The sequence below is a fragment of the Silvania hatchlandensis genome, from assembly GCF_025564065.1.
GTDB lineage: Bacteria > Pseudomonadota > Gammaproteobacteria > Enterobacterales > Enterobacteriaceae > Enterobacter > Enterobacter hatchlandensis.
This window is the reverse complement of record NZ_JAMGZK010000052.1, coordinates 25,465-51,708: the sequence shown is the minus strand read 5'-3', so window position 1 is coordinate 51,708 and position 26,244 is coordinate 25,465. Positions and strand designations below refer to the sequence as shown.

At 58.1% G+C, this 26,244-nt stretch carries 28 protein-coding genes and 1 tRNA gene; 17 read left to right on the top strand and 12 right to left on the bottom strand.

Annotated elements, in window-relative coordinates; genetic code table 11:
* From napA to M8014_RS16015, 4 genes are all read right to left on the bottom strand, one after another.
* The gene (napA, locus tag M8014_RS16030) at positions 1-2,487 is read right to left on the bottom strand and encodes a nitrate reductase catalytic subunit NapA (RefSeq protein WP_271283388.1); all 2,487 of its coding nucleotides are present in this window, start codon (positions 2,485-2,487) and stop codon (positions 1-3) included.
* The gene (napD, locus tag M8014_RS16025; RefSeq protein ID WP_271283387.1) at positions 2,484-2,747 is read right to left on the bottom strand and encodes a chaperone NapD; all 264 of its coding nucleotides are present in this window, start codon (positions 2,745-2,747) and stop codon (positions 2,484-2,486) included. The genes napA and napD overlap by 4 nt, the downstream gene beginning before the upstream one ends.
* Entirely contained in the window at positions 2,737-3,231 is a 495-nt protein-coding gene (gene napF, locus M8014_RS16020) for a ferredoxin-type protein NapF (protein ID WP_271283579.1), read from the bottom strand. The genes napD and napF overlap by 11 nt, the downstream gene beginning before the upstream one ends.
* 245 nt (positions 3,232-3,476) lie before the next feature.
* Positions 3,477-3,553, bottom strand: a tRNA-Arg gene (locus M8014_RS16015).
* 223 nt (positions 3,554-3,776) lie between these two features.
* Between M8014_RS16015 and folD the strand changes: the two genes are divergently transcribed.
* From folD to M8014_RS15990, 5 genes are all read left to right on the top strand, one after another.
* Positions 3,777-4,643: a bifunctional methylenetetrahydrofolate dehydrogenase/methenyltetrahydrofolate cyclohydrolase FolD gene (gene folD / locus M8014_RS16010; RefSeq protein WP_271283386.1), complete on the top strand. Its 867-nt coding sequence runs from the start codon at positions 3,777-3,779 to the stop codon at positions 4,641-4,643.
* A gap of 1 nt (position 4,644) precedes the next feature.
* The gene (gene ybcJ, locus M8014_RS16005; protein ID WP_271283385.1) at positions 4,645-4,857 is read left to right on the top strand and encodes a ribosome-associated protein YbcJ; all 213 of its coding nucleotides are present in this window, start codon (positions 4,645-4,647) and stop codon (positions 4,855-4,857) included.
* Positions 4,858-5,090: 233 nt separating this feature from the next.
* Positions 5,091-6,590, top strand: coding sequence for a PTS transporter subunit EIIC (locus M8014_RS16000; protein WP_271283384.1), 1,500 nt, complete (start codon positions 5,091-5,093; stop codon positions 6,588-6,590).
* Between the two features lie 71 nt (positions 6,591-6,661).
* Entirely contained in the window at positions 6,662-7,678 is a 1,017-nt protein-coding gene (gene malI, locus M8014_RS15995) for a Mal regulon transcriptional regulator MalI (protein ID WP_271283383.1), read from the top strand.
* Between the two features lie 72 nt (positions 7,679-7,750).
* Positions 7,751-8,272 carry a metal-dependent hydrolase gene (locus tag M8014_RS15990; protein ID WP_271283382.1) on the top strand — a complete coding sequence of 174 codons (522 nt, stop codon included), beginning with the start codon at positions 7,751-7,753 and terminating at the stop codon, positions 8,270-8,272.
* Positions 8,273-8,353: 81 nt separating this feature from the next.
* Here the strand turns inward: M8014_RS15990 and cysS are convergent, their stop codons facing one another.
* Entirely contained in the window at positions 8,354-9,739 is a 1,386-nt protein-coding gene (cysS, locus tag M8014_RS15985) for a cysteine--tRNA ligase (protein WP_271283381.1), read from the bottom strand.
* 298 nt (positions 9,740-10,037) lie between these two features.
* Here cysS and ppiB point away from each other — a divergent pair, with 298 nt between their 5' ends.
* The 7 genes from ppiB to mnmH all read left to right on the top strand — a co-directional run bounded on the left by ppiB (position 10,038) and on the right by mnmH (position 14,760).
* Positions 10,038-10,532 carry a peptidylprolyl isomerase B gene (gene ppiB, locus M8014_RS15980; protein ID WP_271283380.1) on the top strand — a complete coding sequence of 165 codons (495 nt, stop codon included), beginning with the start codon at positions 10,038-10,040 and terminating at the stop codon, positions 10,530-10,532.
* Between the two features lie 3 nt (positions 10,533-10,535).
* Positions 10,536-11,258 carry a UDP-2,3-diacylglucosamine diphosphatase gene (lpxH, locus tag M8014_RS15975; RefSeq protein ID WP_271283379.1) on the top strand — a complete coding sequence of 241 codons (723 nt, stop codon included), beginning with the start codon at positions 10,536-10,538 and terminating at the stop codon, positions 11,256-11,258.
* Between the two features lie 142 nt (positions 11,259-11,400).
* Entirely contained in the window at positions 11,401-11,610 is a 210-nt protein-coding gene (locus M8014_RS15970; protein ID WP_271283378.1) for a YdgH/BhsA/McbA-like domain containing protein, read from the top strand.
* A gap of 70 nt (positions 11,611-11,680) precedes the next feature.
* Positions 11,681-11,869, top strand: coding sequence for a hypothetical protein (locus M8014_RS15965; protein WP_271283377.1), 189 nt, complete (start codon positions 11,681-11,683; stop codon positions 11,867-11,869).
* Between the two features lie 172 nt (positions 11,870-12,041).
* The gene (gene purE, locus M8014_RS15960; RefSeq protein ID WP_271283376.1) at positions 12,042-12,551 is read left to right on the top strand and encodes a 5-(carboxyamino)imidazole ribonucleotide mutase; all 510 of its coding nucleotides are present in this window, start codon (positions 12,042-12,044) and stop codon (positions 12,549-12,551) included.
* The gene (gene purK, locus M8014_RS15955; protein WP_271283375.1) at positions 12,548-13,615 is read left to right on the top strand and encodes a 5-(carboxyamino)imidazole ribonucleotide synthase; all 1,068 of its coding nucleotides are present in this window, start codon (positions 12,548-12,550) and stop codon (positions 13,613-13,615) included. Before purE ends, purK begins: the two co-directional genes overlap by 4 nt.
* 74 nt (positions 13,616-13,689) lie before the next feature.
* Positions 13,690-14,760, top strand: a complete 1,071-nt coding sequence (gene mnmH, locus M8014_RS15950) for a tRNA 2-selenouridine(34) synthase MnmH (RefSeq protein WP_271283374.1) — start codon at positions 13,690-13,692, stop codon at positions 14,758-14,760.
* Between the two features lie 4 nt (positions 14,761-14,764).
* On the opposite strand, the gene M8014_RS15945 is transcribed toward mnmH, so the two are convergent.
* The 6 genes from M8014_RS15945 to ybbA form a co-directional block, all read right to left on the bottom strand.
* Entirely contained in the window at positions 14,765-15,424 is a 660-nt protein-coding gene (locus M8014_RS15945; protein ID WP_271283373.1) for a methionine ABC transporter permease, read from the bottom strand.
* The gene (gene sfbB, locus M8014_RS15940) at positions 15,417-16,433 is read right to left on the bottom strand and encodes a virulence-associated ABC transporter ATP-binding protein SfbB (protein WP_271283372.1); all 1,017 of its coding nucleotides are present in this window, start codon (positions 16,431-16,433) and stop codon (positions 15,417-15,419) included. Before sfbB ends, M8014_RS15945 begins: the two co-directional genes overlap by 8 nt.
* A gap of 59 nt (positions 16,434-16,492) precedes the next feature.
* Complete coding sequence (locus M8014_RS15935) at positions 16,493-17,326, bottom strand: MetQ/NlpA family ABC transporter substrate-binding protein (protein ID WP_271283371.1); 834 nt, start codon at positions 17,324-17,326, stop codon at positions 16,493-16,495.
* A gap of 234 nt (positions 17,327-17,560) precedes the next feature.
* Positions 17,561-18,706 carry a porin gene (locus tag M8014_RS15930; protein ID WP_271283370.1) on the bottom strand — a complete coding sequence of 382 codons (1,146 nt, stop codon included), beginning with the start codon at positions 18,704-18,706 and terminating at the stop codon, positions 17,561-17,563.
* A gap of 182 nt (positions 18,707-18,888) precedes the next feature.
* Positions 18,889-21,303 carry a putative ABC transporter permease subunit YbbP gene (ybbP, locus tag M8014_RS15925; RefSeq protein ID WP_271283369.1) on the bottom strand — a complete coding sequence of 805 codons (2,415 nt, stop codon included), beginning with the start codon at positions 21,301-21,303 and terminating at the stop codon, positions 18,889-18,891.
* A complete protein-coding gene (gene ybbA / locus M8014_RS15920) occupies positions 21,300-21,986 on the bottom strand; it encodes a putative ABC transporter ATP-binding protein YbbA (protein ID WP_271283368.1) in 687 nt (228 codons plus the stop codon). Before ybbA ends, ybbP begins: the two co-directional genes overlap by 4 nt.
* On the opposite strand from ybbA, the gene tesA reads away from it, so the two are divergent.
* The 5 genes from tesA (at position 21,957) to M8014_RS15895 (ending at position 25,829) form a co-directional block, all read left to right on the top strand.
* Positions 21,957-22,580, top strand: coding sequence for a multifunctional acyl-CoA thioesterase I/protease I/lysophospholipase L1 (gene tesA, locus M8014_RS15915; RefSeq protein WP_271283367.1), 624 nt, complete (start codon positions 21,957-21,959; stop codon positions 22,578-22,580). The genes ybbA and tesA overlap by 30 nt on opposite strands.
* Positions 22,570-23,379, top strand: a complete 810-nt coding sequence (locus M8014_RS15910) for an SDR family oxidoreductase (protein WP_271283366.1) — start codon at positions 22,570-22,572, stop codon at positions 23,377-23,379. The genes tesA and M8014_RS15910 overlap by 11 nt, the downstream gene beginning before the upstream one ends.
* A 64-nt stretch (positions 23,380-23,443) precedes the next feature.
* Positions 23,444-24,298 (top strand): co-chaperone YbbN, encoded by an 855-nt coding sequence (locus M8014_RS15905; protein WP_271283365.1) that lies wholly within the window; start codon positions 23,444-23,446, stop codon positions 24,296-24,298.
* 167 nt (positions 24,299-24,465) lie between these two features.
* Complete coding sequence (locus tag M8014_RS15900) at positions 24,466-25,380, top strand: SPFH domain-containing protein (RefSeq protein ID WP_271283364.1); 915 nt, start codon at positions 24,466-24,468, stop codon at positions 25,378-25,380.
* Complete coding sequence (locus M8014_RS15895) at positions 25,377-25,829, top strand: NfeD family protein (RefSeq protein ID WP_271283363.1); 453 nt, start codon at positions 25,377-25,379, stop codon at positions 25,827-25,829. The genes M8014_RS15900 and M8014_RS15895 overlap by 4 nt, the downstream gene beginning before the upstream one ends.
* Here M8014_RS15895 and cueR read toward each other — a convergent pair.
* Positions 25,826-26,236 carry a Cu(I)-responsive transcriptional regulator gene (gene cueR / locus M8014_RS15890; protein ID WP_271283362.1) on the bottom strand — a complete coding sequence of 137 codons (411 nt, stop codon included), beginning with the start codon at positions 26,234-26,236 and terminating at the stop codon, positions 25,826-25,828. The genes M8014_RS15895 and cueR overlap by 4 nt on opposite strands.
* Positions 26,237-26,244: the final 8 nt, after the last annotated feature.

Genomic DNA, 26,244 nt, shown 5'->3' with positions numbered 1-26,244 from the left:
TTACACCTTCGCCAGCTTAACGGCGCACTTCTTGAAGTCCGTCTCTTTCGAGAGCGGATCCGTCGCATCCAGGGTCAGGTTATTCACCATCTGCGCGGCATCGAAGAACGGCATGTACACCAGCCCCTGCGGCGGACGGTTACGGCCACGGGTTTCCACCACTGAAATCACTTCGCCCCGACGCGAGATGACTTTGACCTTTTCACCCCGGCGCAGATCGCGGGCTTTGGCATCCAGCGGGTGAATGAACAGCACCGCTTCCGGGAAGGCGCGGTGCAGCTCAGGCACGCGGCGCGTCATGCTGCCGGTGTGCCAGTGCTCCAGCACGCGACCGGTAGAGAGCCACAGGTCGAATTCTTTGTCCGGCGCTTCTGCCGCCGGTTCAAACGGCAGGGCGAAGATCACCGCTTTGCCATCCGGTTTGCCGTAGAACTTGTAGCCCTCTCCCGCTTTGACGTACGGATCGTGACCTTCGCTGTAGCGCCAGAGGGTCTCTTTGCCCTCGACCACCGGCCAGCGCAGACCGCGCGCTTTGTGGTAATCGTCGAACGGGGCCAGATCGTGGCCGTGGCCGCGACCAAACCAGGCGTACTCTTCGAACAGCCCTTTTTGCAGATAGAAGCCCAGCTCGCGGGATTCGTCGTTCAGCTGCTCTTCAGGGATTTCGCTCAGCGGGAATTTGCTCACCCCAGGGGTGGCGAACAGCACCTCATACAGGGTTTTGCCGCGCAGCTCCGGTTTCTGTGCCAGCAGTTCTTCCGGCCAGACTTCGTCGGTTTTGAAGCGACGGGAAAACTCCACCAGCTGCCAGAGGTCAGATTTGGCTTCGCCCGGCGCTTTAATCTGCTGACGCCAGAACTGGGTGCGGCGTTCGGCGTTGCCGTAGGCACCCTCTTTTTCTACCCACATCGCGGTGGGCAGGATCAGGTCGGCAGCCAGCGCGCTGACGGTCGGGTAGGGATCGGAGACGATGATAAAGTTGCGCGGATCGCGCCAGCCCGGCATACGCTCTTCGTTGATGTTCGGCCCGGCCTGCATGTTGTTGGTACACATCGCCCAGTAGACGTTCAGCTTGCCGTCTTTCAGGGCCCGATCCTGGGCCACGGCGTGCAGCCCAACCTTCGCTGGAATGGTGCCAGCAGGGATCTGCCACTGCTTCTCGCAGATAGCGCGGTGTTTTTCGTTGGTGACCACCATGTCCGCAGGCAGGCGGTGGGCGAAGGTGCCCACTTCACGGGCGGTACCGCAGGCTGAAGGCTGACCTGTCAGCGAGAATGGCCCGCAGCCCGGCTGGGCAATTTTGCCGGTCAGCAGGTGAATGTTGTAGACCAGATTGTTGGCCCACACGCCGCGCGTGTGCTGGTTAAAGCCCATCGTCCAGTAGGAGATCACTTTCTTCTTCGGATCGGCATAGAGCTTCGCCAGCATTTCCAGCTGATCTTTTGGCACGCCGGTCATCTCGGCCGTCTTATCCAGCGTGTACTCGGCAACGAAGGCTTTGTAATCCTCAAAGCTCATCGGCTCGGAGGCATCAGAACCTGGGTTTTTGGCTGCCTTTTCCAGCGGATGGGTCGGACGCAGGCCGTAGCCGATATCCGTCACCCCTTTGCGCAGGTTGACGTGTTTGCTGAAGAAATCCTGGTTGATCGCGTCGTTTTGAATAATGTAGTTGGCGATGTAGTTGAGGATCACCAGGTCGGTTTGCGGCGTAAAGATCATGCCGTTATCCGCCAGCTCAAAGCTGCGGTGCTGGAAGGTGGAGAGCACCGCGACGGTCACGTTCGGGTCAGTCAGGCGACGGTTGGTGATGCGTGACCACAGGATCGGGTGCATCTCCGCCATGTTGGCGCCCCACAGCACAAAGGCGTCGGTCTGCTCGATATCGTCGTAGCAGCCCATCGGCTCATCCATCCCGAAGGTGCGCATAAAGCCCACCACCGCCGAGGCCATGCAGTGACGCGCGTTCGGGTCGATGTTGTTGGTGCGTAAACCGGCTTTGAACAGCTTGGCTGCGGCGTAGCCTTCCCAGATGGTCCACTGACCGGAGCCGAACATCCCGACAGACTCCGGGCCCTTCTCTTTCATCGACGTTTTGAATTTCTCTTCCATCACGTCGAAGGCTTTTTCCCAGCTGATGGGCGTAAATTCGCCGTCCTTACTGTATGCACCGTCTTTCATGCGCAGCAGCGGCTGGGTTAAACGGTCCTTTCCGTACATGATTTTGGGCAGGAAGTAGCCCTTAATGCAGTTCAGGCCCCGGTTAACCGGCGCATCCGGGTCGCCCTGGCAGGCGACAACGCGTCCCTGCTGGGTGCCGACCAGCACGCCACACCCGGTTCCGCAAAAACGGCACGGGGCTTTATCCCACTTGATGGCTTCCTGCTGTCCGACCACCGCCCGGGCGACACCCGGTACGCTGAGCCCGGCAGCCGCCGCAGCGGCCGCAACGGCGTTGGCTTTCATAAAGCTACGACGACTGAGTTTCATGGTGTTTCCTCACCTTGCTCATCCTGCTGGTGATAAACCAGCGACACCGCCAGTACGTCCGTAACGTTGCGTACCGACTCAATTGTTTGCATCAGCGTGTCGTGTTGTTCCGCTTCTACCACCACGATCATCTGACCGCTTGCTTCATCGCTCAGGGCGACCTCGCAACCCGGAAAATCAGCCAGCTGAGCGCTGATAGCGCTGATGTGCTGACGTTTGGCCTGAACAACCAGGCTGCAGACTTGCCAGCTAGTTGACATGGTTGTACTCCGCTTTAATGGCTGATACCGGGCAACTGGCGACACACGCCCCGCATCCGTTACAGGCCTGGTTATCGAGTTGGGGCTGATAAATGCCCGACAGCGTGGGGCGAAATCGAATCGCCATCGGTTCGCAGCTGTCCTGGCAGCGATGACACTCAACGGACTGATTCGCCAGGCAATGTGCCTCAACGATAAACATCAGATCCCAGGCCCTGGTGTGGCGCGAAAGAAAGAGTGATTCAGGACAGATCTGCGCGCACGCAGCGCAAAAACTGCATTCGCCTTTTTGGAAATTGACGCTCGGATAGCCTCCCTGGCCACGTTCCAGAATGTTGCTCTCACAGGCCTGAATGCAGGCGTCACAGCGAGTGCAAAGTGCGAGAAAGTGCTGCTCTACCCCACTCCAGGGCGGACGGATCCCGCTACTGGCTTGACGCCATCTGCCTGTCAACATGCCTCGACGGGAGTGATCAACCATGATATCGCCCTTCCATGACGGCGCTTGCCTGGGTGGCGAAGCGGCAATAAAAACCGCACAGTTTATGCGTGGTTATTTTTGCCCATACGATATTTCAGGATGTGTTAAAGGTGCATACCCCAATGGAGGTAAATGTTGTCGGTAGATCAACGAAATGGTGGGTTCGTAGAATAAGCGTGAGGAGTCGCGTCCGGATGAACGTAAACGGGGGTTTTGAGTGTGTGAGTGATGTAATGACTGATGTGAAATGGTACGCCCTGTAGGATTCGAACCTACGACCTACGGCTTAGAAGGCCGTTGCTCTATCCAACTGAGCTAAGGGCGCACTGAAATGCGCGTGCTTCGCGGTGATGAAGCGCGTGGAATTATACGGTCAAAGCGTGATGAGTCAATGCATTTTAGTTCGATCCCCTTTCAATTCATACTGATGTCGGGCGGCCACCGCGCGAAACAGGAAAATCCGCAAAGTGTGACTGACAGCGGCCCTCGCTTCTGACAAAATGTGCGCAATCCCCCTTTCATACCTTACAGACGGAATCTTCTCTCTGATGGCAGCAAAGATTATTGACGGTAAAACGATTGCGCAGCAGGTGCGCTCTGAGGTTGCGGAAAAAGTGAAGGCGCGAACTGCTGCCGGAAAACGTGCCCCTGGGCTGGCCGTTGTGCTGGTCGGCAGCAACCCGGCATCGCAAATTTATGTCGGCAGCAAGCGTAAAGCCTGCGAAGAGGTCGGCTTTCTCTCCCGCTCCTACGATCTGCCGGAAACCACCAGCGAAGCTGAACTGCTCGAGCTGATTGATACCCTGAATGCCGATAAAGAAATCGACGGCATCCTGGTTCAGCTGCCACTGCCTGCGGGTATCGACAACGTGAAAGTACTGGAACGTATCGCTCCCGACAAAGACGTGGACGGTTTCCACCCGTATAACGTCGGTCGTCTGTGCCAGCGTGCACCGCGCCTGCGTCCCTGTACCCCACGTGGTATCGTGACGCTGCTGGAGCGTTATAACATCGACACCTACGGCCTGAACGCCGTGGTGATTGGCGCCTCCAACATCGTTGGTCGCCCGATGAGCATGGAGCTGCTGCTGGCGGGCTGCACTACCACCGTGACCCACCGCTTCACCAAAAACCTGCGTCATCACGTTGAAAACGCCGATCTGCTGATCGTTGCCGTGGGCAAGCCGGGCTTTATTCCGGGCGAGTGGATCAAAGAAGGCGCGATTGTCGTGGACGTAGGCATTAACCGTCTGGAAAACGGCAAAGTGGTCGGCGATGTGGTGTATGAAGATGCCGCCGCGCGCGCATCCTATATCACTCCGGTACCGGGCGGCGTCGGTCCAATGACCGTAGCAACTTTGATTGAGAATACTTTGCAGGCATGCGTTGAATATCACGACGTAGAGGAAGCGTAAGATGACCACATTTTCATTAGGTAAACACCCCCACGTCGAGCTGTGCGATCTGCTGAAGCTCGAAGGCTGGAGCGAAAGCGGTGCGCAGGCGAAGAACTTCATTGCTGACGGTCTGGTCACCGTTGACGGCGCAGTGGAAACCCGCAAGCGTTGCAAAATCGTCGCTGGTCAGACGGTGAGTTTTCAAGGTCAGAGCATTACTGTCGTAGCGTAAACACCGCACCACGCTGTTGCCCTCACCCTCTCCCACCGGGAGAGGGGATCTCAATCCCCTATATCCATCACGGTTAATTATCGATCGACTTCAAAAAATCACTATTTCGTTTGTTGAAATGTGAAAATTAAGTTGCGCGATTTCTGCACTTTCCTCACGATAAGTAGAACGTTCTACTAAAACGTTCTACTCACTATAACAGCGCTCACAGAGCGCACTCGGGGGAAATCAGCATGAGTCTGATATCAGGATTTGTTAAATCGCTGTCGAAATTATCGATGATTGGTCGCGCCTTGATGCTGCCGATCTCACTGCTTCCTGCCGCAGGCCTGTTGTTGGCCTTCGGTGACAAGTTCCATTTACCACTGATGATGAATGCGGGCGGGGTTATCTTTGACAACCTGCCAATGCTCTTCGCCATCGGTTCTGCCGTAGGTCTGGCATCGGAATCGGGCATTGCGGCACTCTCTGCGGCGGTATCGGTGTTTATCACCAACATCACCATCGGGACGGTGCTCGGCATCACCCCGGAAATGGCCTCCCAGGGCGGGAAATACGCGATGGTGGTCGGCATTCCGACGCTGCAGATGGGCGTCTTTGGCGGCCTGCTGTGCGGTATTCTCGCCGCGTGGTGCTATAACCGCTTCCACACCATGCAGCTGCCGGAATTCCTCGGCTTCTTCTCCGGCAAGCGCTTTGTGGCAATTGCCACTGCGTTCCTGTCGTTCGTGATGGGTCTGCTGCTGCCGTACGTCTGGCAGCACATCCAGGCCGGTATCGATGCCCTGTCGGTGATCGTCAACGGCGATAACCAGGCGGCCTCAACCTTTATCTTTGGCCTAGTCGAACGCGCGCTGATCCCGCTGGGTCTGCACCATATCTGGTATCCGTCGTTCTGGTACTCGTTTGGGGATTACACCACTCAGGCCGGTCAGGTGATCCACGGCGACCAGACCATCTGGTTCAAAATGCTGGAAGAAGGGGTGAAATCCTTCAGCAGCGATACGTACCAGAATGCCGGTAAGTTCATGCAGGGTGAATTCCCGCTGATGCTGTTCGCGCTGCCTGCGGCCTGTCTGGCGATGTACCACGAAGCGCACACCAAAAACAAAAAGATCGCCGCCGGTATTCTGTTCTCCGCCGCGCTGACCTGTTTCCTGACCGGCATCACCGAGCCGGTTGAGTTCACCTTTATCTTCGTGGCACCGGTCCTCTACGTCTTCAACGCCATTATGGCGGGCCTGGCGTACATGACCATGTATCTGCTGGATGCGCACATCGCCAAATCCTTCTCGGCGGGCTTTATCGACTACCTGTCGTTTGGCATCCTGCCGTCATTCAACGGCTATCAGACCAACTTCCTGAATGCGGTGATCATCGGTATTCCAATGGCGCTGATTTACTACTTCACCTTCCGCTTTGTGATCCGTCGCTTCGACGTGAAAACACCGGGCCGCACCGACGTCACCGCCAATGCGAATGACAAAACGGATACCGAAATCGCTACCGAAATTATCGGTCTGCTGGGTGGGGCGCAGAATATCGACTCTGTCGGCTCCTGCATTACCCGACTGCGTCTGGAAGTGGCGAAGAGCAATATGGTCGATAAAGATGGCCTGAACGGGCTGGGGGCACGCGGGGTGGTATTCGTGGGCGACTCCGGCATCCAGGTTATCTTTGGCGCAAGGGCGCAGTTTATCGCCCAGACCATGTCGACGATGATCGGTAAATAATTCAGCCTGATTGACGCGTCTCCTGTACTCTTACGGGGGACGTTGTCTTATCAGGCATTCAGGGAGAAGATGTGAAGAAGGTCAGCATCATAGATGTCGCCAGAGAGTCAGGGGTGTCGGTCTCGACCGTCTCGCTGGTACTGCGTCAGAAGGGAAAAATCTCTGAGGCGACAATCGAAAAGGTTCACGCCGCCATCACCGCGCTGGGCTACGTGCATAACGTTGCCGCAGCCAATCTCCGGTCCAACACCTCCAATCTTATCGGCCTGATCCTGCGTGATTTCAGCGACAGCTTTTCCATCAAAGTGATGGCCAGCATCGTCCAGGAGCTGGAGAAGCAAGGTTTTATGGTCTTTCTCGGCCAGCCGCTGAACGACAATGATCACCTGGAGCGCTGCCTGCTCTCCTTTAAGCAGCAGGGCGTCGCCGGGGTGATCTATCTGGCCTCCGACACCCGCACTGCCGCCCTGCCCGCGATGATCCGCCAGTGTGCCCTGCCGCTGGTTGCCGTGTCGCAATCGCTGCTGGATGAAACCTGCAATCTGGTGATGCGCGATAACCGCCAGGCGGCGCATCTCGCCACCCGCTATCTGATTGAGCGCGGCCATCGCAATATCGCCTATATCGGCGGCAGAGAAGGCGACTTAATTCGCGAGCAGCGCCTGCTGGGGTTTCGCAGCGCGATGACACAAAACGGGCTGGTGTTTCGCGAGGAGTCCGCCCCCGCCTGCAGCGACGATACCCAGGCGGTGAGCTTCGCTGCCCGTCAGCTGCTGGAGAAGAACAACACCATCACCGCCCTGCTCTGCCACTCGCCGGATGCGATGATCGGGTCGATCTCTGGGATCCATCACGTGGGACGCACCGTCGGCAAAGACGTGTTTCTGACCCAACAGGTGGCGCTGGTGGGGTTTGAGGATATGCTTCACGTTAACCTCACCTCGCCGTCGTTTACCTACGTCTCGTCTGCCAGTGAAGAGACCGGGCGGCAGGCAGCCGGGCTGATGATCCGCAAGCTGAAAGAGCCCGAACTGCAAACCCAGCGCATTACCTTGTCCGGGCAGCTGATCGCCCGGGAATCGGCATAATTCAGATTTGTGCCCGACGCAGAGCCCGATCAGGCTCTGCTATATTTCCATGATTTGCCATGGATAACTGCTATGCCTACCATTATCACCCACGCCGCTGTTCCGCTTTGCCTGGGCTTAGGCCTGGGCACCCGCGTTATTCCTCCGCGCCTGCTGTTTGCCGGGATCGTCCTTGCCATGCTGCCGGATGCCGACGTCCTGGCCTTTAAGTTTGGCATCGCCTACGGCAATATTTTTGGTCATCGCGGTTTTACCCACTCACTGCTGTTCGCCTTTGTGGTGCCGGTATTGTGCGTACTGGCGGGCCGACGATGGTTCAGGACCGGGCTGATACGCTGCTGGCTGTTCTTAACGGTTTCGCTGCTGTCGCACAGCCTGCTGGATTCGGTGACGACGGGCGGGAAAGGGGTAGGCTGGCTATGGCCATGGTCGGATGAACGCTTCTTTGCGCCGTGGCAGGTGATCAAGGTTGCCCCGTTTGCCCTGTCGCGCTACATGACGCCTTACGGGCATCAGGTGATTATCTCAGAACTGCTGTGGGTATGGCTGCCGGGGGTTATCGTAATGGGGATGTTGTGGTGGAAGCGGAGATAAAAGCAAAACGGCAACGCAAGTTGCCGTTTTTAGTGTTTGCACCCTCTACCACGGGGGAGAGGGCAGCAGAGCGCACCAGAATTACTTACGGCGCCAGGTAGTGCCCTGTGGGCCATCTTCCAGGATAATGCCCATCTCGGTGAGACGATTACGCGCGGCATCGGCTGCGGCCCAGTCTTTCGCCTGACGCGCATCCAGACGCGCTTTAATCAATGCTTCAATCTCTGCCACTTCACCGTCGTCCGCCTGCGCACCGCTCTGCAGGAAGGTTTCCGGCTCCTGCTCCAGCAGGCCCAGCACGCCGGACAGTTTACGCATGTGCGAAGCCAGCGCGTTAGCAGCGGCCATGTCTTCACCCTTCAGACGGTTCACTTCACGCGCCATATCGAACAGCGCGGAATACGCTTCCGGGGTGTTGAAATCGTCGTTCATCGCCTCGATAAAGCGGGCTTCAAACGCGTCCCCCCCCGCAGCCGGTACGGATTTATCCGTGCCGCGCAGGGCGGTGTACAGGCGCTCCAGGGCGGAACGCGCCTGCTTGAGGTTCTCTTCGCTGTAGTTCAGCTGGCTGCGATAGTGCCCGGACATCAGGAAGTAGCGGATGGTTTCAGCGTCGTAGTATTTCAGCACATCGCGCACGGTAAAGAAGTTGCCCAGCGATTTCGACATCTTTTCGCGGTCAATCATCACCATCCCGGAGTGCATCCAGACGTTCACATATTCGCCGTCGTGCGCACAGGTGGACTGGGCGATTTCGTTTTCATGGTGCGGGAACATCAGATCTGAACCGCCGCCGTGGATATCGAAGTGGTTACCCAGCTGTTTGCAGTTCATGGCCGAACATTCGATGTGCCAACCCGGACGCCCTTCGCCCCATGGCGACGGCCAGCTCGGTTCACCGGCTTTCGACATCTTCCACAGCACGAAGTCCATCGGGTTGCGCTTTACGTCCACCACATCCACACGGGCGCCGGCCTGCAGCTGATCCAGATCCTGACGGGAGAGCTGACCGTAATGCGGATCGGTCGGCACGTCAAACATCACGTCGCCGTTGTCTGCCACGTAGGCGTGGCCTTTGGCGATCAGCTGCTCGGTGATTTCAATGATTTCCGGGATGTGGTGCGTCGCACGCGGCTCCAGGTCCGGGCGCAGAATGTTCAGCGCGTCAAAATCGCTGTGCATTTCGGCGATCATGCGGTCAACTAAATCGACGAAGTTTTCGCCGTTTTCATTCGCGCGCTTGATAATTTTGTCGTCGATATCGGTGATATTGCGTACATACTTAAGGTTGTACCCGAGGAAACGCAAATAGCGGGAGACCACATCAAACGAGACAAATGTACGCCCATGGCCGATATGACAGAGATCGTAAACGGTAATACCACACACGTACATGCCGACTTCCCCGGCATGAATAGGTTTGAATTCCTCTTTTTGGCGCGTCAGTGTGTTGAAGATTTTTAACATCGAAGATTCCATGTGAGACGTGTGTGGGCGAAAACGGCGTATTCTACACGCAAAATCATTTGAGTTGCATCAAGGCGGCAAGAGAAGAAATCCCCGGGAGCATAGATAACTATGTGACCGGGGTTTCTGAACGCAGCCAACGATGAGGCAACTTAAAGGATGAAGCGTATACCCGTAATTCAAACCGGAATCAGCACGTAATGCAAGGTGATCGCACCGGGCGGTTATGCTATAACAAGCGCTTATTGTGGCCCCTCCACGGGGTCGAAGCACCACTATAACGGAACAGGATGCAAAAATGGTTACTTTCCACACTAATCATGGCGATATCGTCATCAGCACTTTTGATGATAAAGCGCCTGAAACAGTTAAAAACTTCCTGGACTACTGCCGCGAAGGTTTCTACGACAACACCATCTTCCACCGCGTCATTAACGGCTTTATGATCCAGGGCGGCGGTTTTGAACCTGGTATGAACCAGAAAGAGACCAAAGAGGCTATCAAAAACGAAGCGAACAACGGTCTGAAAAACACCCGTGGTACGCTGGCAATGGCCCGTACTCAGGCACCACACTCAGCAACGGCCCAGTTCTTCATCAACGTGGCTGATAACGACTTCCTGAACTTCTCCGGTGAAAACCTGCAGGGTTGGGGCTACTGCGTATTTGCAGAAGTGACTGACGGTATGGACGTGGTCGAGAAGATCAAAGGCGTGTCCACTGGCCGCAGCGGTATGCATCAGGACGTTCCTAAAGAAGACGTTGTGATCACAAGCGTGACCGTCAGCGAATAATTGGTGGCGACACTCTTTATTGCAGATCTGCATCTGCAAACAGAAGAACCGGCGATCACCGCCGGTTTTCTGCGTTTTTTACAGGGTGAAGCCCGGCACGCCGATGCGCTTTACATCCTGGGGGATCTGTTCGAGGCCTGGATTGGCGACGAAGACCCGAACCCGCTGCACCGCGAGATAGCGAGTGCGCTTAAAACACTGGTCGACTCCGGCGTCCCCTGCTTCTTTATCCACGGTAATCGCGATTTTCTGCTCGGCAAGCGCTACGCCCGCGATTGCGGCATGACCCTGCTGGCTGAAGAGACCGTTCTTGACCTGCACGGTCGCAGGATGTTGATCATGCATGGCGACACGCTCTGCACCGACGATACCGGCTATCTGGCGTTTCGCGCCAAAGTGCACACCCCCTGGATTCAGACCCTGTTTCTCGCCCTGCCGCTGTTTATCCGCAGCCGAATTGCGGCGAAAATGCGCGCCGGCAGCAAAGCCGCCAACAGCAGCAAATCGATGACCATCATGGACGTCAATCCGCAGGCCGTCGTCAGCGTGATGAAAAAGCATCAGGTTCAGTGGCTGATCCACGGCCATACCCATCGTCCGGACGTGCACGACCTGGCCGTCAACGGCGAGCCCGCTCACCGCGTGGTGTTAGGCGCCTGGCACACCGAAGGCTCGATGATTAAGGTCACGCCTGAAGGCGTGGAGTTGATTGCTTTCCCGTTCTGAAATCCTCGCCTGAAATTCATTCAATTTTTTTGAATTAAATCCGCAAATTGTTTTGATTTTAATCACACTTCGGTCGGCCTATGATGACTCACATCAGGGCACAGCGCCCTACCCCAAACAAAATCGCTTAAGGAATACGACCATGAAATCCATCAAAACTTTCGTTGCAGTTGCCGCTCTGTCTCTGATCTCTTTCGGTTCTTTTGCTCAGAGCGTCAGCGCCACCGCCTCCACCCTTGACCGTGCAGAAGCCAAAATTGCCGCTCAGGCCGCCAGAGAAGGCGCAGCGTACAAAATCACCAGCGCTCAGTTCGATAACCGCGTACACATGACCGCTGAACTGACTAAATAATTTGCCCCATTGCCGTGCCGCCAGAGACAAGACCCGCGACAGCGACAATACGATGAAGAAGGAAAAGAGAATGAAAAATATCAGCATCGTCAGCGCCCTGCTGCTGGCCGCCTCACTGTCATCTGGCGCAATGGCTGCAGCGCATCACGTCTCCCCGCAGGAGGCAGGCTCGAATATCGACACGGCACTGCATCAGAATCATATCGATGTGAACCATGCCTTCGACAAAGAGAACCTGACCGCAGGCAATCTCCTGTAAAAAGAGTCAAGCATCCTGTGAAAGACCGCCGAAAGGCGGTCTTTTTCGTTGCCGCTTCAGCCCGACTTTGGCAGAAGTTTTAGCCGCGCAACCGTTTTCCTTACCTGTGTAACGTGCTATTCTCTGTCACCTCAAAAGCCGAGAATTGTGCCTCACAGGAGTTTTTAGCCGCATGTCTTCCAGCAATAATCCGGCGCGTGTCGCCATCGTGATGGGGTCCAAAAGCGACTGGGCTACCATGCAGTTTGCCACCGAAATCTTCGAAATCCTGCATGTACCACACCACGTTGAAGTGGTCTCCGCACACCGCACCCCCGATAAACTGTTCAGCTTCGCCGAAGGCGCAGAAGAGAACGGCTATCAGGTGATTATTGCCGGCGCCGGCGGTGCCGCGCATCTGCCAGGCATGATTGCGGCCAAAACGCTGGTGCCAGTGCTCGGCGTACCGGTGCAAAGCGCGGCCCTGAGCGGCGTCGACAGCCTTTACTCTATTGTGCAGATGCCGCGCGGTATTCCGGTAGGTACGCTGGCGATTGGTAAAGCGGGAGCCGCAAACGCCGCCCTGCTGGCCGCCCAGATTCTGGCGACTCACGATCAAGAGCTGCATCAGCGCCTGGTCGCGTTCCGCGCGGCCCAGACCGACGAAGTACTGGAGAACCCGGACCCGCGAGGTGCGGCATGAAGCAGGTTTGCGTCCTCGGTAACGGTCAGTTAGGCCGCATGCTGCGTCAGGCCGGTGAGCCGCTGGGCATTACCGTCTGGCCAGTCGGGCTGGACGATGAACCCGAATCCGTCCCGTTCCAGCAAAGCGTGATCACCGCCGAGATTGAGCGCTGGCCAGAGACCGCCCTGACCCGCGAGCTGGCACGTCATAACGCCTTCGTTAACCGCGACGTGTTCCCGATTATTGCCGACCGTCTGACGCAAAAGCAGCTGTTCGACGATCTGAAGCTTGCCACCGCCCCGTGGCAATTCCTGGCCGAAAAAAACCAGTGGGCAAGCGTGTTTGAGCATCTGGGTGAAATGGCGATCGTCAAACGTCGCGTCGGTGGCTACGACGGGCGCGGACAGTGGCGTCTGCGTGCCGGTGAAACCGACCAGCTGCCGGACGAATGCTACGGCGAGTGCATCGTTGAGCAGGGCATTAACTTCAGCGGCGAAGTGTCGCTGGTGGGCGCCCGCGCTCACGACGGCAGCACGGTGTTTTATCCCCTGACCCACAACCTGCATCAGGACGGTATTCTGCGCACCAGCGTGGTCTTCCCGCAGGCGGATGCCCGGCAGCAGGCGCAGGCCGAAAGCATGCTCTCGGCCATTATGCAGGAGCTGGGCTATGTCGGCGTGATGGCGATGGAGTGCTTTGTCACCCCGGAAGGCCTGCTGATCAACGAGCTGGCACCGCGCGTGCACAACAGCGGCCACTGGACGCAAAACGGCGCGTCCATTAGCCAGTTTGAGCTGCATCTGCGCGCCATTACTGGCCTGCCGCTGCCGCAGCCGGTGGTCAACAGCCCGTCGGTGATGATCAACCTGATCGGCACCGATCTGAATGACGCCTGGCTGTCGCAGCCGCTGGTGCATCTGCACTGGTACGACAAAGAGGTGCGTCCGGGTCGCAAGGTCGGACACCTGAACCTGAACGACACCGACGTTGCACGCCTGAGCGCCGCCATCGGGGCCCTCGTTTCCCTGCTGCCAGCGGAATACGCCAGCGGGATTGCCTGGGCGCAGTCGACGCTCCGTTAAGCCTCAGCGCCGGGGAGTTGACCTTCCCCTTCCCCGGCGTAAAATCCAGCCCATCGCTGTTATGAGGGATCCTTATGAACGATGGGACGGACTACCGCGCCATACTTACCGCCGACACGCCGCTAATCGACGTGCGCGCCCCTGTGGAATTTGCTCAGGGCGCGATGCCTGCGGCCATCAACCTGCCGTTAATGAATGACGACGAACGCGCCGCCGTGGGCACCTGCTATAAACGCCAGGGGTCAGACGCTGCGCTGGCGCTCGGCCATCGGCTGGTCAACGGCGACACCCGTGCCCAACGGCTGGAGGCGTGGAAAGTGGCCTGCCTGATGCACCCCCAGGGCTACATTAGCTGCGCCCGGGGTGGGCAACGGTCGCATATCGTGCAGGCGTGGCTAAAAGAGACTGGAGTCGATTACCCGCTGATCCGTGGGGGTTATAAGGCGCTGCGTCAGGCGGCGATGCAGGCCACTGTCGAGCAGGCGCAGAAACCCGCCGTGCTGATTGGCGGCTGTACCGGCAGCGGCAAAACCCTGCTGGTGAAAGCCCATCCTGAGGGCGTCGATCTGGAAGGGCTGGCGCACCATCGCGGCTCGTCGTTTGGCCGCACGCTGACGCCGCAGCTGTCGCAGGCGAGCTTTGAAAATCATCTTGCGGCCGACCTGTTAAAGAAGAACGCCAGCCGCTGGGTGCTGGAAGACGAAGGCCGGATGATTGGCTCTAACCACCTGCCGGCGTGCCTGCGCGAGCGCATGGCGCAGTCGCCGATGGTGGTGGTTGACGATCCGTTCGAGGTACGGCTGGAAAGGCTGCGCGAGGAGTATTTCGAACAGATGTGGCAGGCGTTTCGTAGCGCGCGTGGCGAAGAGGCGGGCTGGCGTGAGTATGGTGAGTACCTGCACCACGGCCTGTTCGCCATCCGCCGTCGCCTGGGGCTGCAGCGTTTTGCACAATTCACCGCCCTGTTGGACAGCGCGCTCATCGAGCAGCGGCGCACAGGCGGTACCGAGGCGCACTACGCCTGGCTTGCGCCACTGCTCAATGACTATTACGACCCGATGTACTGTTATCAGCTGGAGAAGAAAGCGGACAGCATTGTCTATCGGGGCGCGTTTAACGACGTGGCCGCCTGGCTGGCGGCCTGAAAATCTAACGGCGATCGCGCTTATCGGCGCGTTTCGCCAGCCAGTCGCCGAGCACCTGCACGATTTGCACCAGCACAATCAGGGCGATCACCGTCACTACCATCACCTGGGTTTCGTAGCGGTAGTAGCCGTAGCGGATCGCCAGATCCCCTACCCCACCGCCGCCGACAATCCCGGCCATCGCCGAATAGCCGATCAGACTCACCAGGGTGATGGTCAGGCCGCGCAGCAGCCCGGCACTCGCCTCCGGCAACAGCACGGTGCAGATAATGCGCATCGGGCTGGCGCCAAAGGCTTCCGCCGCTTCAATAATCCCTTTATCCACTTCACGCAGGGCACTGTCCACCAGCCGGGCGTAGAACGCTATCGCCGCCACCGACAGCGGCACCGAGGCGGCAATTGGCCCGATGGTGTTGCCCAGCAGGAACTGGGTTAACGGCAGCAACAGCACCAGCAAAATCACAAACGGCACCGAGCGGATGATGTTCACCAGTACGGAGCTGATGAGATAAACAAATCGGTTTTGCCAGAACAGATGGCGGTCGGTAACGAAGATCAGAAAGCCCAGCGGCAGGCCGCCGAGGATCGCCAGCACCGTTGAGATGCCGAGCATCTGGAAGGTTTCGTTAAAGGCCAGACTGAGGTCGAGCAGTAAATCATCCACGGATCACCTCCACCTGAGCGGTACGGCTGCGAATATGTTCCACGGCTGCGGCCACGGCAGGCGGATTGTCTGGCGCAGTGAGTTGCACCACCAGAATGCCCAGCGCACGTTCGCCGATGTACTCGATTTTGCCGTGCAGGATATTCACCGCCACGCCAAACTTCACCGCCACTTCTGAGAGCACCGGCTGTTCGGCGGAGTCGCCGATAAACAGGATCTTCAGCAACTGCCCCGGCAGATGCTGCTGCAGGCGCTCCGGTAGAGTCAGGTTCAGGGTGTGCGACACCAGCTGCCGGGTAAACGGGTGCTGCGGATGAGCAAAGACATCAAACACCTCGCCCAGCTCGACCACTTCGCCGCCGGACATCACCGCCACGCGATCGCAGATCGATTTGATCACGTTCATCTCGTGGGTGATCAGCACGATGGTGATCCCCATCTGGGCGTTGATCTGCTTTAGCAGCGCCAGAATGGTGGCGGAGGTTTCCAGATCCAGCGCCGAGGTCGGTTCGTCGCAGAGCAGCACGTCGGGATGGTTGGCAATGGCGCGGGCAATGCCGACGCGCTGCTTCTGCCCGCCGCTGAGCTGCACCGGATAGCGGTTGGCTTTATCGCTCAGTCCCACAAGGGTGAGGATCTCGCTGACGCGCGGGGCGATTTTGCTGCGCTCCCAGCCTGCGGCTTTCAGGCTGAAGGCCACGTTCTGCGCCACGGTGCGGGTGTGCATTAGGTTGAAATGTTGAAAAATCATGCCGATACGCTGGCGTGCCTGGCGCAGATTTGCGCCTTCAAGGGCGGAAATTTCCACGCCGTTGACCTTCACACTCCCCGACGCCGGACGCTGGAGCGCATTGAGGGTGCGCAGCAGGGTGCTCTTGCCTGCGCCGCTGGTGCCGACAATGCCAAAAATTTCGCCCGCGGCGATGCGCAGGCTGACGTCTGACACCGCCCGGGTGGCGGGGCCGCGTCCGGTCTGGAAATCAACGCAGACCTTATCTAACTCAATCATGACTACCTCAGAAATGCGAAAAGGGCAGCCGCTGCTGCCCTGGTGTCTGCCCATAGCTATCAGGGTTTGGCGGCCGTCATCCAGTCTGGTTTCTGGAACGATTTATAGACATTTTTCGGGTCGTCGATCACCGCGCGATAGGCCGGAGACTGCACCACCGTCACAATATCTTTGGCAAACGGCTTGTCCGCATCTTCCGTGCGTACCGCAATGATATTTTTCAGGTTCTCGTCCAGCTGTTCCTGGGCAAGGGCGCTGGAGAGATCCAGCCCGGCGGCAATGGCGAAGTTGCCGTTAACCAGCGAGGCGGTGACGCTGTCAAGGGTGCGCGGCAGCTGGGCCGCTTCCAGCGGTTTGAACACCAGCCCTTTCGGGTTGCTGGCAATATCGCGCTCAGAGGCTTTGGTTGGGTCGATATTCTCTTTGATGGTAATCAGCTTCAGCGAGGCGAGGAAACGCAGCCCGCGCGCGAGGTTGGTCGGATCGTTCGAAAGGGTAACGATATCGCCTTTTTTCAGCTCATCGAGGCTCTTCACCTGGCGGGAGTAAAAACCCATCCCGGCGGTGGGCACGGCCAGCAATTTGGTGAGTTGCAGATTTTTATCGGCGGTGAATTTGGTGAAATAGAGCGAGTGCTGGAACAGGTTGGCGTCGATGCTACCGTTCGCCAGCGCCATATTGGGCTGCACGTAGTCGCTAAATTCGCGCACTACCACTTTGTAGCCTTTCTCTTTCAGCGACGGGGCAATGGCCTGCTTAACCATGTCACCGTACGGGCCCGGCGCAACGCCGAAGACGATAGTGTGTGGATCGCTGTTAGCGTGGGCAGCCTGCAAACCGCAGACCAGCAAAAGCGCACCAGCGGCAGCGCGAAGGGTGTGACGTAATCCCATGAGATCTCCATTTCAAAGCGGTGATGCGTGATGTGGGTGTGCCGTACGATGCGGCGCAGTTGCTGTTAACATGACACAGATCACAGGCCACGTCCTTGAAATTATTTCATGATGTTGCGAATTATGTCGTTGAATGTACAGGAGATGGGTTATGCGATTTTCGGGATTGTTTTCCCGGCGGGGTCGGCTGTAGCCCCGGTGAGCAACGCGCCACCGGGGACAAACCGCGCAGACTTAGAAGTCGTAACGCAGACGGACCAGGTTCATATCGCCCAGATCGTCGGTGCTGGAGGTGAACACGTGCTCGTAGTCAACGCGGAAACCATAATCCAGCTGGAAGCTGATACCCACGCCATTGTCGATACGCTGGTAGTTGCGACCGTTCATGGTCTCGATGCGATCGCCCATAAAGTAAGGCTGGATGGATTTCAGCGCATACTGCTCAACCGGGAAGGTGTAACCCGCGAAGTACTCGATACCCCACGCATCACCGGCGAAGTAGTCATTTACTGACGCTTTTTTGCTGGTCATAAAGTTCTGATACCAGCCGCCGCCTGCAGAGAAGGTCCAGTTGTCTGGTTTCCAGCTCAGGGCGGTGCCGAGGATATTCTGATCGTAAGATTTGCTGTCGCCGTTGTTCGGGTTACGCATGTCTGCGCGGGTGTAGTTCCACGCGGTACCCCAGGTCAGATCCTCGGTCAGGTGGTAGTTCACACCCAGCGAACCGCCGCCTTTACGCTTGTAGCGCATCCCGTCTTTCGCCAGGAATTCGCTGTCTTCGAACAGGTAAGAGGCATACAGATCGGCATCACCCACGGTTTTTTTGTATTTCAGCATCTGGCGTGAACGGTACGAGCCGTCGTAGTCGCCGTTGATGCCGTTACCCGGTGCCTGGCCGATCATGTCGTAATCCCAGATATCGGTTTTCGCGCCCACCACGTCGTAATAGACGCTGTTCTGCTGGCCGAAGGTCAGGGTGCCCCAGGTGTCGCTTTTCAGGCCGGTGTAGAGCATACGACGGGAGGTGTCGTGTGCGCCTTCAGCATAGTGGTGATCCCAGTTGAACTGGGCCGGAATGTTCACACCCAGCTCGTAGTAACTCACCCAGCTGATGTCATCAAACAGGTAGTTGTCCGCCGCGAAACGGAAGCGGGTGCCGCCGTCAAAGCCGTTACGCTTGTAGCTGTTTTGGCCGTCATTGCCGGTCATGTTCTGGAACTGCGGACGAATACTGCCGCCAACGGTGAAATTCAGACGGCTCAGCGGGTTACCCGCCTGCGGATCTTGTTTCAAAACGGTGATTTCTGCCTGGGATGCAAAAGACGTCAATGCCACTGCCGCGCCGATCGCAACCGCCAGCGCTGTTTTATTTATGGTCATTATTATTCCTTGATAGACACACTGCTATTTATTTAGCGGGTGAATGTTACCCGGAATTTATTGACCCGTGTTGTCCGGTTTTTAATGATTTGTGCCACTAAAATTCAAGGAGTTATCTTTTTATGCTACTTAAGTATCACGCGCCGGTATAAAAACCGGCACGTGATGATGACGGAAGGGAATTAACCGGCGAACTGGCGGAACAGGGCTTTGCCTTTCAGTAAACGCGCGCCCAGCCAGCCGCCGCACAGGGAGAGCATCACCGCCCCACACAGCGGCAGGATCACCCACAGTCGCCAGTCAGGCTCCCACGGGAAATCAAACACCCGGGTTTGCAGCACCGCCAGCGCGGTTTCCGCCCCGATGGCTGCCACCAGTCCGGCCACCAGCCCCAGCAGCGCAAACTCACTCCAGAGGGTTGTACGCAGCAGCTTTTTACCCGCGCCCAGCGTGCGATAGACCACCAGCTCCTGATGGCGCTGGCGCATGCCCACCTGCACCTGGGCCAGCAGCAGCAGGACGCCGCAAATCGTCACCAGCACCACCATCACCTCCAGCGCCCGGCTAACCTGCTCGAGCACCTGGCCGACCTGTTTAAGGATCGCCCCGATATCCAGCAGGCTGATGGTCGGGAACTCACGGTTGAGCTGAGTAAGCATGCCGTTGCCGTTCTCCCAGCGGAAGCTGGTCAGCCAGCTCTGGGGCTGCCCATCCAGCGCCCCGGAGGGGAAGATAAAGAAGAAGTTAGGCCGCAGGCTCTCCCAGTCCACTTTACGCAGGCTGGTCACTTTGGCGCTGAAGTCCTGGGTATCCCCGGTAAAGGTCACCGTATCCCCCAGCCCGACGTTAAGCCGTGCCGCCAGCCCTTCTTCCATCGACACTTCGCCCGCTTTTGGCGGCCAGCTACCGGCGGTAATCGGGTTATGGTCTGGACGTTGATCCTGCCAGGTGAGGTTCAGCTCGCGGTTCAGCGATTCATCTTTGTTGCCCTCGGTCGAGTGGCCGTTAATCTGGGTCAGACGCGCCCGCACAATCGGGTAGAACGCCGCAGGCACAATCTGATGCTCGGAGAGGAACCCTTTTAACGGCGTGACCTGCTCCGGGGCGATGTTAATCAGAAAATAGTTCGGGCTTTCAGCCGGGAGCTGCTGTTGCCAGCGATCCAGCAGATCGCCGCGCAGCACCAGCAGCAGCGCCAGCAGCATAAACGACAGTGAAAACGCCGACAGCTGGCTGAGGGTCGACCACGGCTGACGCAGCAGGCGGTTCACCGCCAGCCGCACCGGCAGCGATTTTACCGTCAGCCCGCGCAGGACGCTGAGCAACATCCAGCCCAGCACGCCGCACAGCAGCGCCAGCACCACTGCGCCTGCCAGCACCGCCCACAGCAGCATGCTGCCGCCCATCAGCCAGGCCAACAGCGCCACCACCACGACAATAATGACCGGCAGATACACTTTCAGCGGCCAGACGCTGGCCACCACGTCCCGGCGCAGCACCCGCAGCGGCTGTGTGGCCAGCAGCAGGCGATACGGACGCAGCCCCACCAGCAGGGAAATCACCGTCATCGCGCCAATTGCCCACAGCCACGGCCACAGACTGGCAGGCGGCAGTGCGGCGGGCAGTACCGGTTTAAGCAGCACCATCAGCACCTTTTCAAACAGCCCCCCCATCGCTCCGCCAGTGATGGCAGAGAGCCCGAGCACCATCAGCCACTGGCCAACAATCAGCTTGCGCAGCTGCGCCCTGCCCGCCCCCAGCGTTTTGAGGATCGCCACCAGGTCGTAGCGACTGCGGCAGTAGTGGCTCATGGCCACCGCCACCGCAGCGACCGCCAGCAGCAGGGTCAACAGCGCGGACAACAGCAGGAACTGTTGGGAGCGCTCCAGGGATTTGCCCAGCGCGCCGTCCTCCTGCTCCATCCCGGACCAGCGATGCTCCGGTTTCAGCTGCGGCAGCAGCCATTTTTCGTACGACGCCAGTTGAACGGGCGTGCCGCCAAATTTATAGCGCCAGGTGACGCGGCTGCCGGGCTGTACCGCCCCGGTCTTCGCCACGTCGGCGGTGTTCATCAGCAGACGCGGCGCCATCTGGAAGGGGTTAAAGCCGGAATCGGGCTCCTGCACCACTTCTCCGGCGATTTTAAGCGTCGCATCCCCGACGTCGATGCTGTCGCCGGTTTTCAGGTTCAGCAGCGCCATCAGGCGCGAGGCCAGCAGCACCGTCCCTGGAGTCGGTTTCAGGCCCGGCGGGTTGGTCTGTAAATCGCCGTACATCGGGTAGACATTGTCTACCGCCTTCACGCTCGCCAGCTGCGGCGTATCCCGGGCAAAGGTCATGGTCTGGAAACTGAGCTGATCGCTGACCTTCAGCCCCTGCTTTTGCGCCTCATCCAGCCACGCCTGCGGCACCTCGCGCGAGCTACGCAGGGTCCGGTCTCCCGCCATAAACTCGCGGCTTTGCTGACTGAGCCCCTTTTCCATCCGATCGCTGACGCTGCCGAGCGCCAGCACGCAAGCCACCGCCAGGCTTAACGCCAGCCAGACGATCAGCAGCGAGGGTGAGCGCCATTCGCGCCAGAACCAGCGGGCAATCATGCTTCCTCCTGCAACAGACCGTTCACCAACCGCAGACGGCGATCGCAGCGGGCCGCCAGCTGAGGATCGTGCGTGACGAGGATAAGCGTGGTGCCGTTCTCGCGATTGAGCGAGAACAGCAGATCGGCAATTTTGTCCCCGGTCTGGCGATCGAGGTTGCCGGTGGGCTCATCGGCAAACAGTACGTCCGGGCGACCGTTAAAGGCGCGGGCCAGCGCCACGCGCTGCTGCTCGCCACCGGACAGCTGGGCCGGAAGATGATCGAGACGTTTGCCGAGCCCCAGTTGCTCCAGCAGCGCTTTCGCCCCGGCGCGGCTCTGGGTGGTATTCTCGCCGCGCAGCAGACCTGGCAGCTCGACGTTCTCCAGCGCATTAAGGGTCGGAATCAGCATAAATGACTGGAAAACAAAGCCGATGTGTTTTGCACGCAGGGCGGCACGCGCCTCTTCATCACGGCTGTGCAGCGGCTGCCCGACCAGATTGACTTCACCGCTGCTGCCGTCGTCCAGCCCCGCGAGGATCGCCAGCAGCGTCGACTTACCGGAGCCCGATTCACCAATCAGCGCGATGCTTTGCCCGCGTTTGACAATGAGTTCAACTCCGGTAAGGATGGAAAGCTCGTGCTCCCCCTGACCCACGGACTTCTTAAGACGATGAACTTCAACAATGTTTTCCGCTGGCATTTGCCCTTCCTGTTTTTGATTCTGATGACATGTCGCGCCGCGGCGGCAGACACGATATTAATTCTGGGTGACAGCCTCAGCGCAGGCTACCGGATGGCGGCCAGTGCCGCCTGGCCCGCGCTGCTGAACGATAAATGGCAGACTAAAACGCCGGTGATCAACGGTAGCATCAGCGGCGATACTTCCCAGCAGGGGCTTTCTCGCCTGCCGGCATTGCTTAAGCAGCATCAGCCGCGCTGGGTGCTGGTGGAGCTCGGCGGCAACGATGGTCTGCGCGGATTCCAGCCACAGCAGACGGAGCAAACCCTGCGCAAAATTCTGCAGGATATTCGCGCCGCAAACGCCCAGCCGCTGCTGATGCAAATTCGACTCCCGGCAAACTATGGCCGTCGGTATAATGAAGCCTTCAGTGCGATATATCCCAAACTTGCCAAAGAGTTTGATATTCCGCTGCTGCCCTTTTTTATGGAAGAGGTCTACCTGAAGCCGCAGTGGATGCAGGACGACGGTATTCACCCCAATCGGGACGCACAGCCGTTTATCGCCGACTGGATGGCGACCCGGCTGGCACCCTTAGTTAAACATGACTCGTAATTCAGCGGAGATTCTGACAGGTAAAGTTATGCAAAAATCGGTCTTAATAACAGGATGTTCCAGTGGGATTGGCTTTGAAAGCGCCCTTGAGTTGAAGCGTCAGGGATTCTGGGTGTTGGCCGCCTGTCGTAAACCCGACGACGTTGAACGGATGAACAACATGGGGTTTACCGGCGTGCTGCTGGATCTGGATTGCCCGGACAGCATTGATCGCGCCGCCGACGCGGTGATCGCCCTGACCGATAATCGGCTGTATGGTCTGTTCAACAATGCCGGTTTCGGCGTGTATGGCCCGCTGCAAACCCTTTCTCGCCAGCAGCTTGAGCAGCAGTTTTCGGCTAACTTTTTTGGCATCCACCAGCTGACCATGCGCCTGCTGCCCGCCATGCTTCCGCACGGCGAAGGACGGATCGTGATGACCTCCTCGGTGATGGGGCTGATTTCTACCCCCGGTCGCGGAGCCTATGCCGCCAGCAAATACGCGCTGGAGGCCTGGTCAGATGCGCTGCGTATGGAGCTGCGCCACAGCGGTATCAAAGTGAGCCTGATTGAGCCAGGCCCGATCCGCACCCGCTTTACCGAAAACGTCAATCAAACCCAGGCCGACAAGCCGGTGGAGAATCCGGGAATTGCCGCACGTTTTACCCTCGGCCCGGAGGCGGTTGTCGTCAAAGTGCGCCATGCTTTTGAGAGCAAAAACCCCAAAATGCGTTATCCGGTCACGCTGGTGACCCATGCCGTCGGTCTGCTGAAGCGCCTGCTGCCTGGCCGGATGATGGACAAAATTTTACAGGGCTGAGTTGAAGCCACGCGCCACGCCCCCATGTATACCCTAAATAAAAACTCATAACCGGGATAGCCGCATGTCCGTACAGAATATTGTCAACATTACCGAAGCAAACCTGCAGCAGACGCTTGAACAGTCGATGATCAAACCGGTGCTGTTCTATTTCTGGTCTGAGCGTAGTCAGCACTGTCTGGAGCTGACGCCGGTGCTGGAAAAGCTTGCGGCGCAGTACAACGGTCAGTTCATTCTGGCAAAACTGGACTGCGACGCCGAGCAGATGATCGCCTCCCAGTTTGGCCTGCGCGCCATTCCAACGGTGTATCTGTTCCAGAATGGTCAGCCGGTTGATGGCTTCCAGGGGCCACAGCCAGAAGAGGCGATCCGCGCCCTGCTGGATAAAGTGCTGCCGCGTGAAGAAGAGCTGAAAGCGCAGCAAGCGATGGCATTGATGGCTGAAGATAAACATGACGAGGCCCTGCCGCTGTTGAAAGAGGCCTGGCAGTTGTCCGCTCAGGACAGTCAGATCGGCTTACTGCTGGCAGAAACGCTGATTACCTTAAAGCGTTCCGAAGACGCCGAAGGGGTGCTGAAAACCATCCCGCTGCAGGATCAAGACACCCGCTACCAGGGTCTGGTGGCGCAGATTGAACTGCTGAAGCAGGCCGCCGATACGCCGGAAATCCAACAGCTGCAGCAGCACGTTGCCGCCAACCCTGCCGACGCGACGCTGGCCAGCCAGCTGGCTCTGCAGCTGCACCAGGTCGGTCGCAATGAAGAAGCGCTGGACCTGCTGTTCAGCCACCTGAAAACAGATCTGGCGGCCGCCGACGGCCAGGCGCGTAAAATGTTCCAGGAGATCCTGGCGGCACTCGGCACCGGCGATTCTCTGGCATCAACTTACCGTCGCAAGCTGTACGCCCTGCTGTACTGATCCGGTTACTGCCCCGCAGCCCTGCTAATTTTAGCGGGGCTTTTTTACGTCCAACGCCCGTGTGCGCCGTTGATTCGGCGCGAATTTTGCGCTGTTTACCGATATACTAATGAACAATAAACGCGCAATCGTTGTTGCTAAATGGAATGCAAAACAGGAGGTTTTATATGCTCATCGTGATCCCCGTACTGATATTCGTCGCCCTGGTGATTGTTGCCGCCGGGGTCAAAATTGTCCCGCAGGGCTACCAGTGGACGGTTGAACGCTTTGGCCGTTACACCAACACCCTTCAGCCCGGCCTGAGCCTCGTCGTGCCGTTTATGGATCGTATTGGGCGCAAGATTAACATGATGGAACAGGTGCTCGATATCCCATCCCAGGAGGTCATCTCCAGGGATAACGCCAACGTCACCATCGACGCGGTATGCTTTATTCAGGTCATCGACGCGCCGAAAGCCGCCTATGAGGTGAGCAACCTTGAGCAAGCGATTCTGAATTTAACCATGACAAATATTCGTACCGTCCTGGGCTCCATGGAGTTGGATGAAATGCTCTCCCAGCGCGACAGCATTAACACCCGGCTGCTGCATATCGTCGATGAAGCCACTAATCCGTGGGGTATTAAGGTTACCCGCATTGAAATCCGCGACGTACGCCCACCGGCAGAACTGATCTCTTCTATGAACGCCCAGATGAAGGCGGAACGGACTAAACGCGCCTATATTCTGGAGGCCGAAGGGATACGGCAGGCGGCGATCCTGAAAGCCGAAGGGGAGAAACAGTCACAGATCCTCAAAGCCGAAGGTGAACGTCAGTCGGCATTTTTACAAGCTGAGGCCCGCGAACGTTCAGCAGAAGCAGAAGCACAGGCCACCAAAATGGTGTCAGAGGCCATCTCCGCCGGGGATATTCAGGCGATTAACTACTTTGTGGCGCAAAAGTACACCGAAGCGCTGCAAAAAATCGGCTCGGCGGAAAACAGCAAAGTGGTGATGATGCCGCTGGACGCCAGTAGCCTGATGGGGTCGATCGGTGGGATCGCAGAGCTTATCAAAAACAGCGGCAACGAGCGTAAATTATGATCGAGATGATCGCTGCACATCCGCACATCTTCTGGCTGAGTCTCGGTGGCCTGCTGCTGGCAGCTGAGATGCTCGGCGGCAACGGCTACCTGCTGTGGAGCGGTGTGGCAGCAGTGGTCACCGGGCTACTGGTCTGGGTGCTGCCCCTGGACTGGGCATGGCAGGGAACGCTGTTTGCCCTGCTGACCCTGATTGCCGCATGGCTCTGGTGGCGCTGGCTCTCCAGGCAGGTGCGCGCGCAAAAGCCTGCCGATGCGCGACTTAATCAACGCGGGCAGCAGCTTGTCGGGATGCGGTTTACGCTGGACACGAATCTGGTGAACGGTCGCGGCCATATGCGGGTGGGCGACAGTTCGTGGCCAGTCGTTGCCGACGACGACCTCAACGCGGGTACTAAAGTCGAGGTCGTGGCGGTAGAAGGCATCACCCTTCGCCTCAGGGCCTGCTAAACCTCACGCTTGCGATGACAGCAGCCGGAAAGATTGTCGATAATCGGACAGTCGGCGCTGTCATCCCCCGGACAGCTCTCGGCAAGCGCCAGCAGCCGATCGCGCATCGCCTGCAGCTCCACAATATGACGTTCGATTTCGGCGACCTTCTCCAGGGTCCGGCTTTTGACATCCGCGCTATGGCGGGCGGGATCGTTAAACAGATCCACCAGATCGCCGCACTCATCCAGATTAAACCCCACCTGGCGGGCCTGACGCAGTAGCGTGAGTTCATCAAGGTGCTTTTGCGTATAGCTCCGGTAGCCGTTCTCGCTGCGCAGCGGGGGGGTGACAAGCCCCTTCTCTTCATAAAAACGAATGGCTTTGCTGGTCAGCCCGGTTTTTTTGGCAACATCACTGATATTCACGTTTCCCC

Coding starts and splice junctions, on each gene's coding strand:
- M8014_RS15900 (WP_271283364.1), top strand. CDS start 24,466: ATGCTCATCGTGATCCCCGTACTGATATTCGTCGCCCTGGTGATTGTT.
- sfbB (WP_271283372.1), bottom strand. CDS start 16,433: ATGATTGAGTTAGATAAGGTCTGCGTTGATTTCCAGACCGGACGCGGC.
- folD (WP_271283386.1), top strand. CDS start 3,777: ATGGCAGCAAAGATTATTGACGGTAAAACGATTGCGCAGCAGGTGCGC.
- M8014_RS15970 (WP_271283378.1), top strand. CDS start 11,401: ATGAAATCCATCAAAACTTTCGTTGCAGTTGCCGCTCTGTCTCTGATC.
- M8014_RS16000 (WP_271283384.1), top strand. CDS start 5,091: ATGAGTCTGATATCAGGATTTGTTAAATCGCTGTCGAAATTATCGATG.
- M8014_RS15930 (WP_271283370.1), bottom strand. CDS start 18,706: ATGACCATAAATAAAACAGCGCTGGCGGTTGCGATCGGCGCGGCAGTG.
- M8014_RS15965 (WP_271283377.1), top strand. CDS start 11,681: ATGAAAAATATCAGCATCGTCAGCGCCCTGCTGCTGGCCGCCTCACTG.
- M8014_RS15895 (WP_271283363.1), top strand. CDS start 25,377: ATGATCGAGATGATCGCTGCACATCCGCACATCTTCTGGCTGAGTCTC.
- M8014_RS15990 (WP_271283382.1), top strand. CDS start 7,751: ATGCCTACCATTATCACCCACGCCGCTGTTCCGCTTTGCCTGGGCTTA.
- ppiB (WP_271283380.1), top strand. CDS start 10,038: ATGGTTACTTTCCACACTAATCATGGCGATATCGTCATCAGCACTTTT.
- tesA (WP_271283367.1), top strand. CDS start 21,957: ATGAACTTCAACAATGTTTTCCGCTGGCATTTGCCCTTCCTGTTTTTG.
- purK (WP_271283375.1), top strand. CDS start 12,548: ATGAAGCAGGTTTGCGTCCTCGGTAACGGTCAGTTAGGCCGCATGCTG.
- M8014_RS15905 (WP_271283365.1), top strand. CDS start 23,444: ATGTCCGTACAGAATATTGTCAACATTACCGAAGCAAACCTGCAGCAG.
- ybcJ (WP_271283385.1), top strand. CDS start 4,645: ATGACCACATTTTCATTAGGTAAACACCCCCACGTCGAGCTGTGCGAT.
- purE (WP_271283376.1), top strand. CDS start 12,042: ATGTCTTCCAGCAATAATCCGGCGCGTGTCGCCATCGTGATGGGGTCC.
- M8014_RS15935 (WP_271283371.1), bottom strand. CDS start 17,326: ATGGGATTACGTCACACCCTTCGCGCTGCCGCTGGTGCGCTTTTGCTG.
- ybbP (WP_271283369.1), bottom strand. CDS start 21,303: ATGATTGCCCGCTGGTTCTGGCGCGAATGGCGCTCACCCTCGCTGCTG.
- mnmH (WP_271283374.1), top strand. CDS start 13,690: ATGAACGATGGGACGGACTACCGCGCCATACTTACCGCCGACACGCCG.
- napA (WP_271283388.1), bottom strand. CDS start 2,487: ATGAAACTCAGTCGTCGTAGCTTTATGAAAGCCAACGCCGTTGCGGCC.
- ybbA (WP_271283368.1), bottom strand. CDS start 21,986: ATGCCAGCGGAAAACATTGTTGAAGTTCATCGTCTTAAGAAGTCCGTG.
- cysS (WP_271283381.1), bottom strand. CDS start 9,739: ATGTTAAAAATCTTCAACACACTGACGCGCCAAAAAGAGGAATTCAAA.
- napD (WP_271283387.1), bottom strand. CDS start 2,747: ATGTCAACTAGCTGGCAAGTCTGCAGCCTGGTTGTTCAGGCCAAACGT.
- M8014_RS15910 (WP_271283366.1), top strand. CDS start 22,570: ATGACTCGTAATTCAGCGGAGATTCTGACAGGTAAAGTTATGCAAAAA.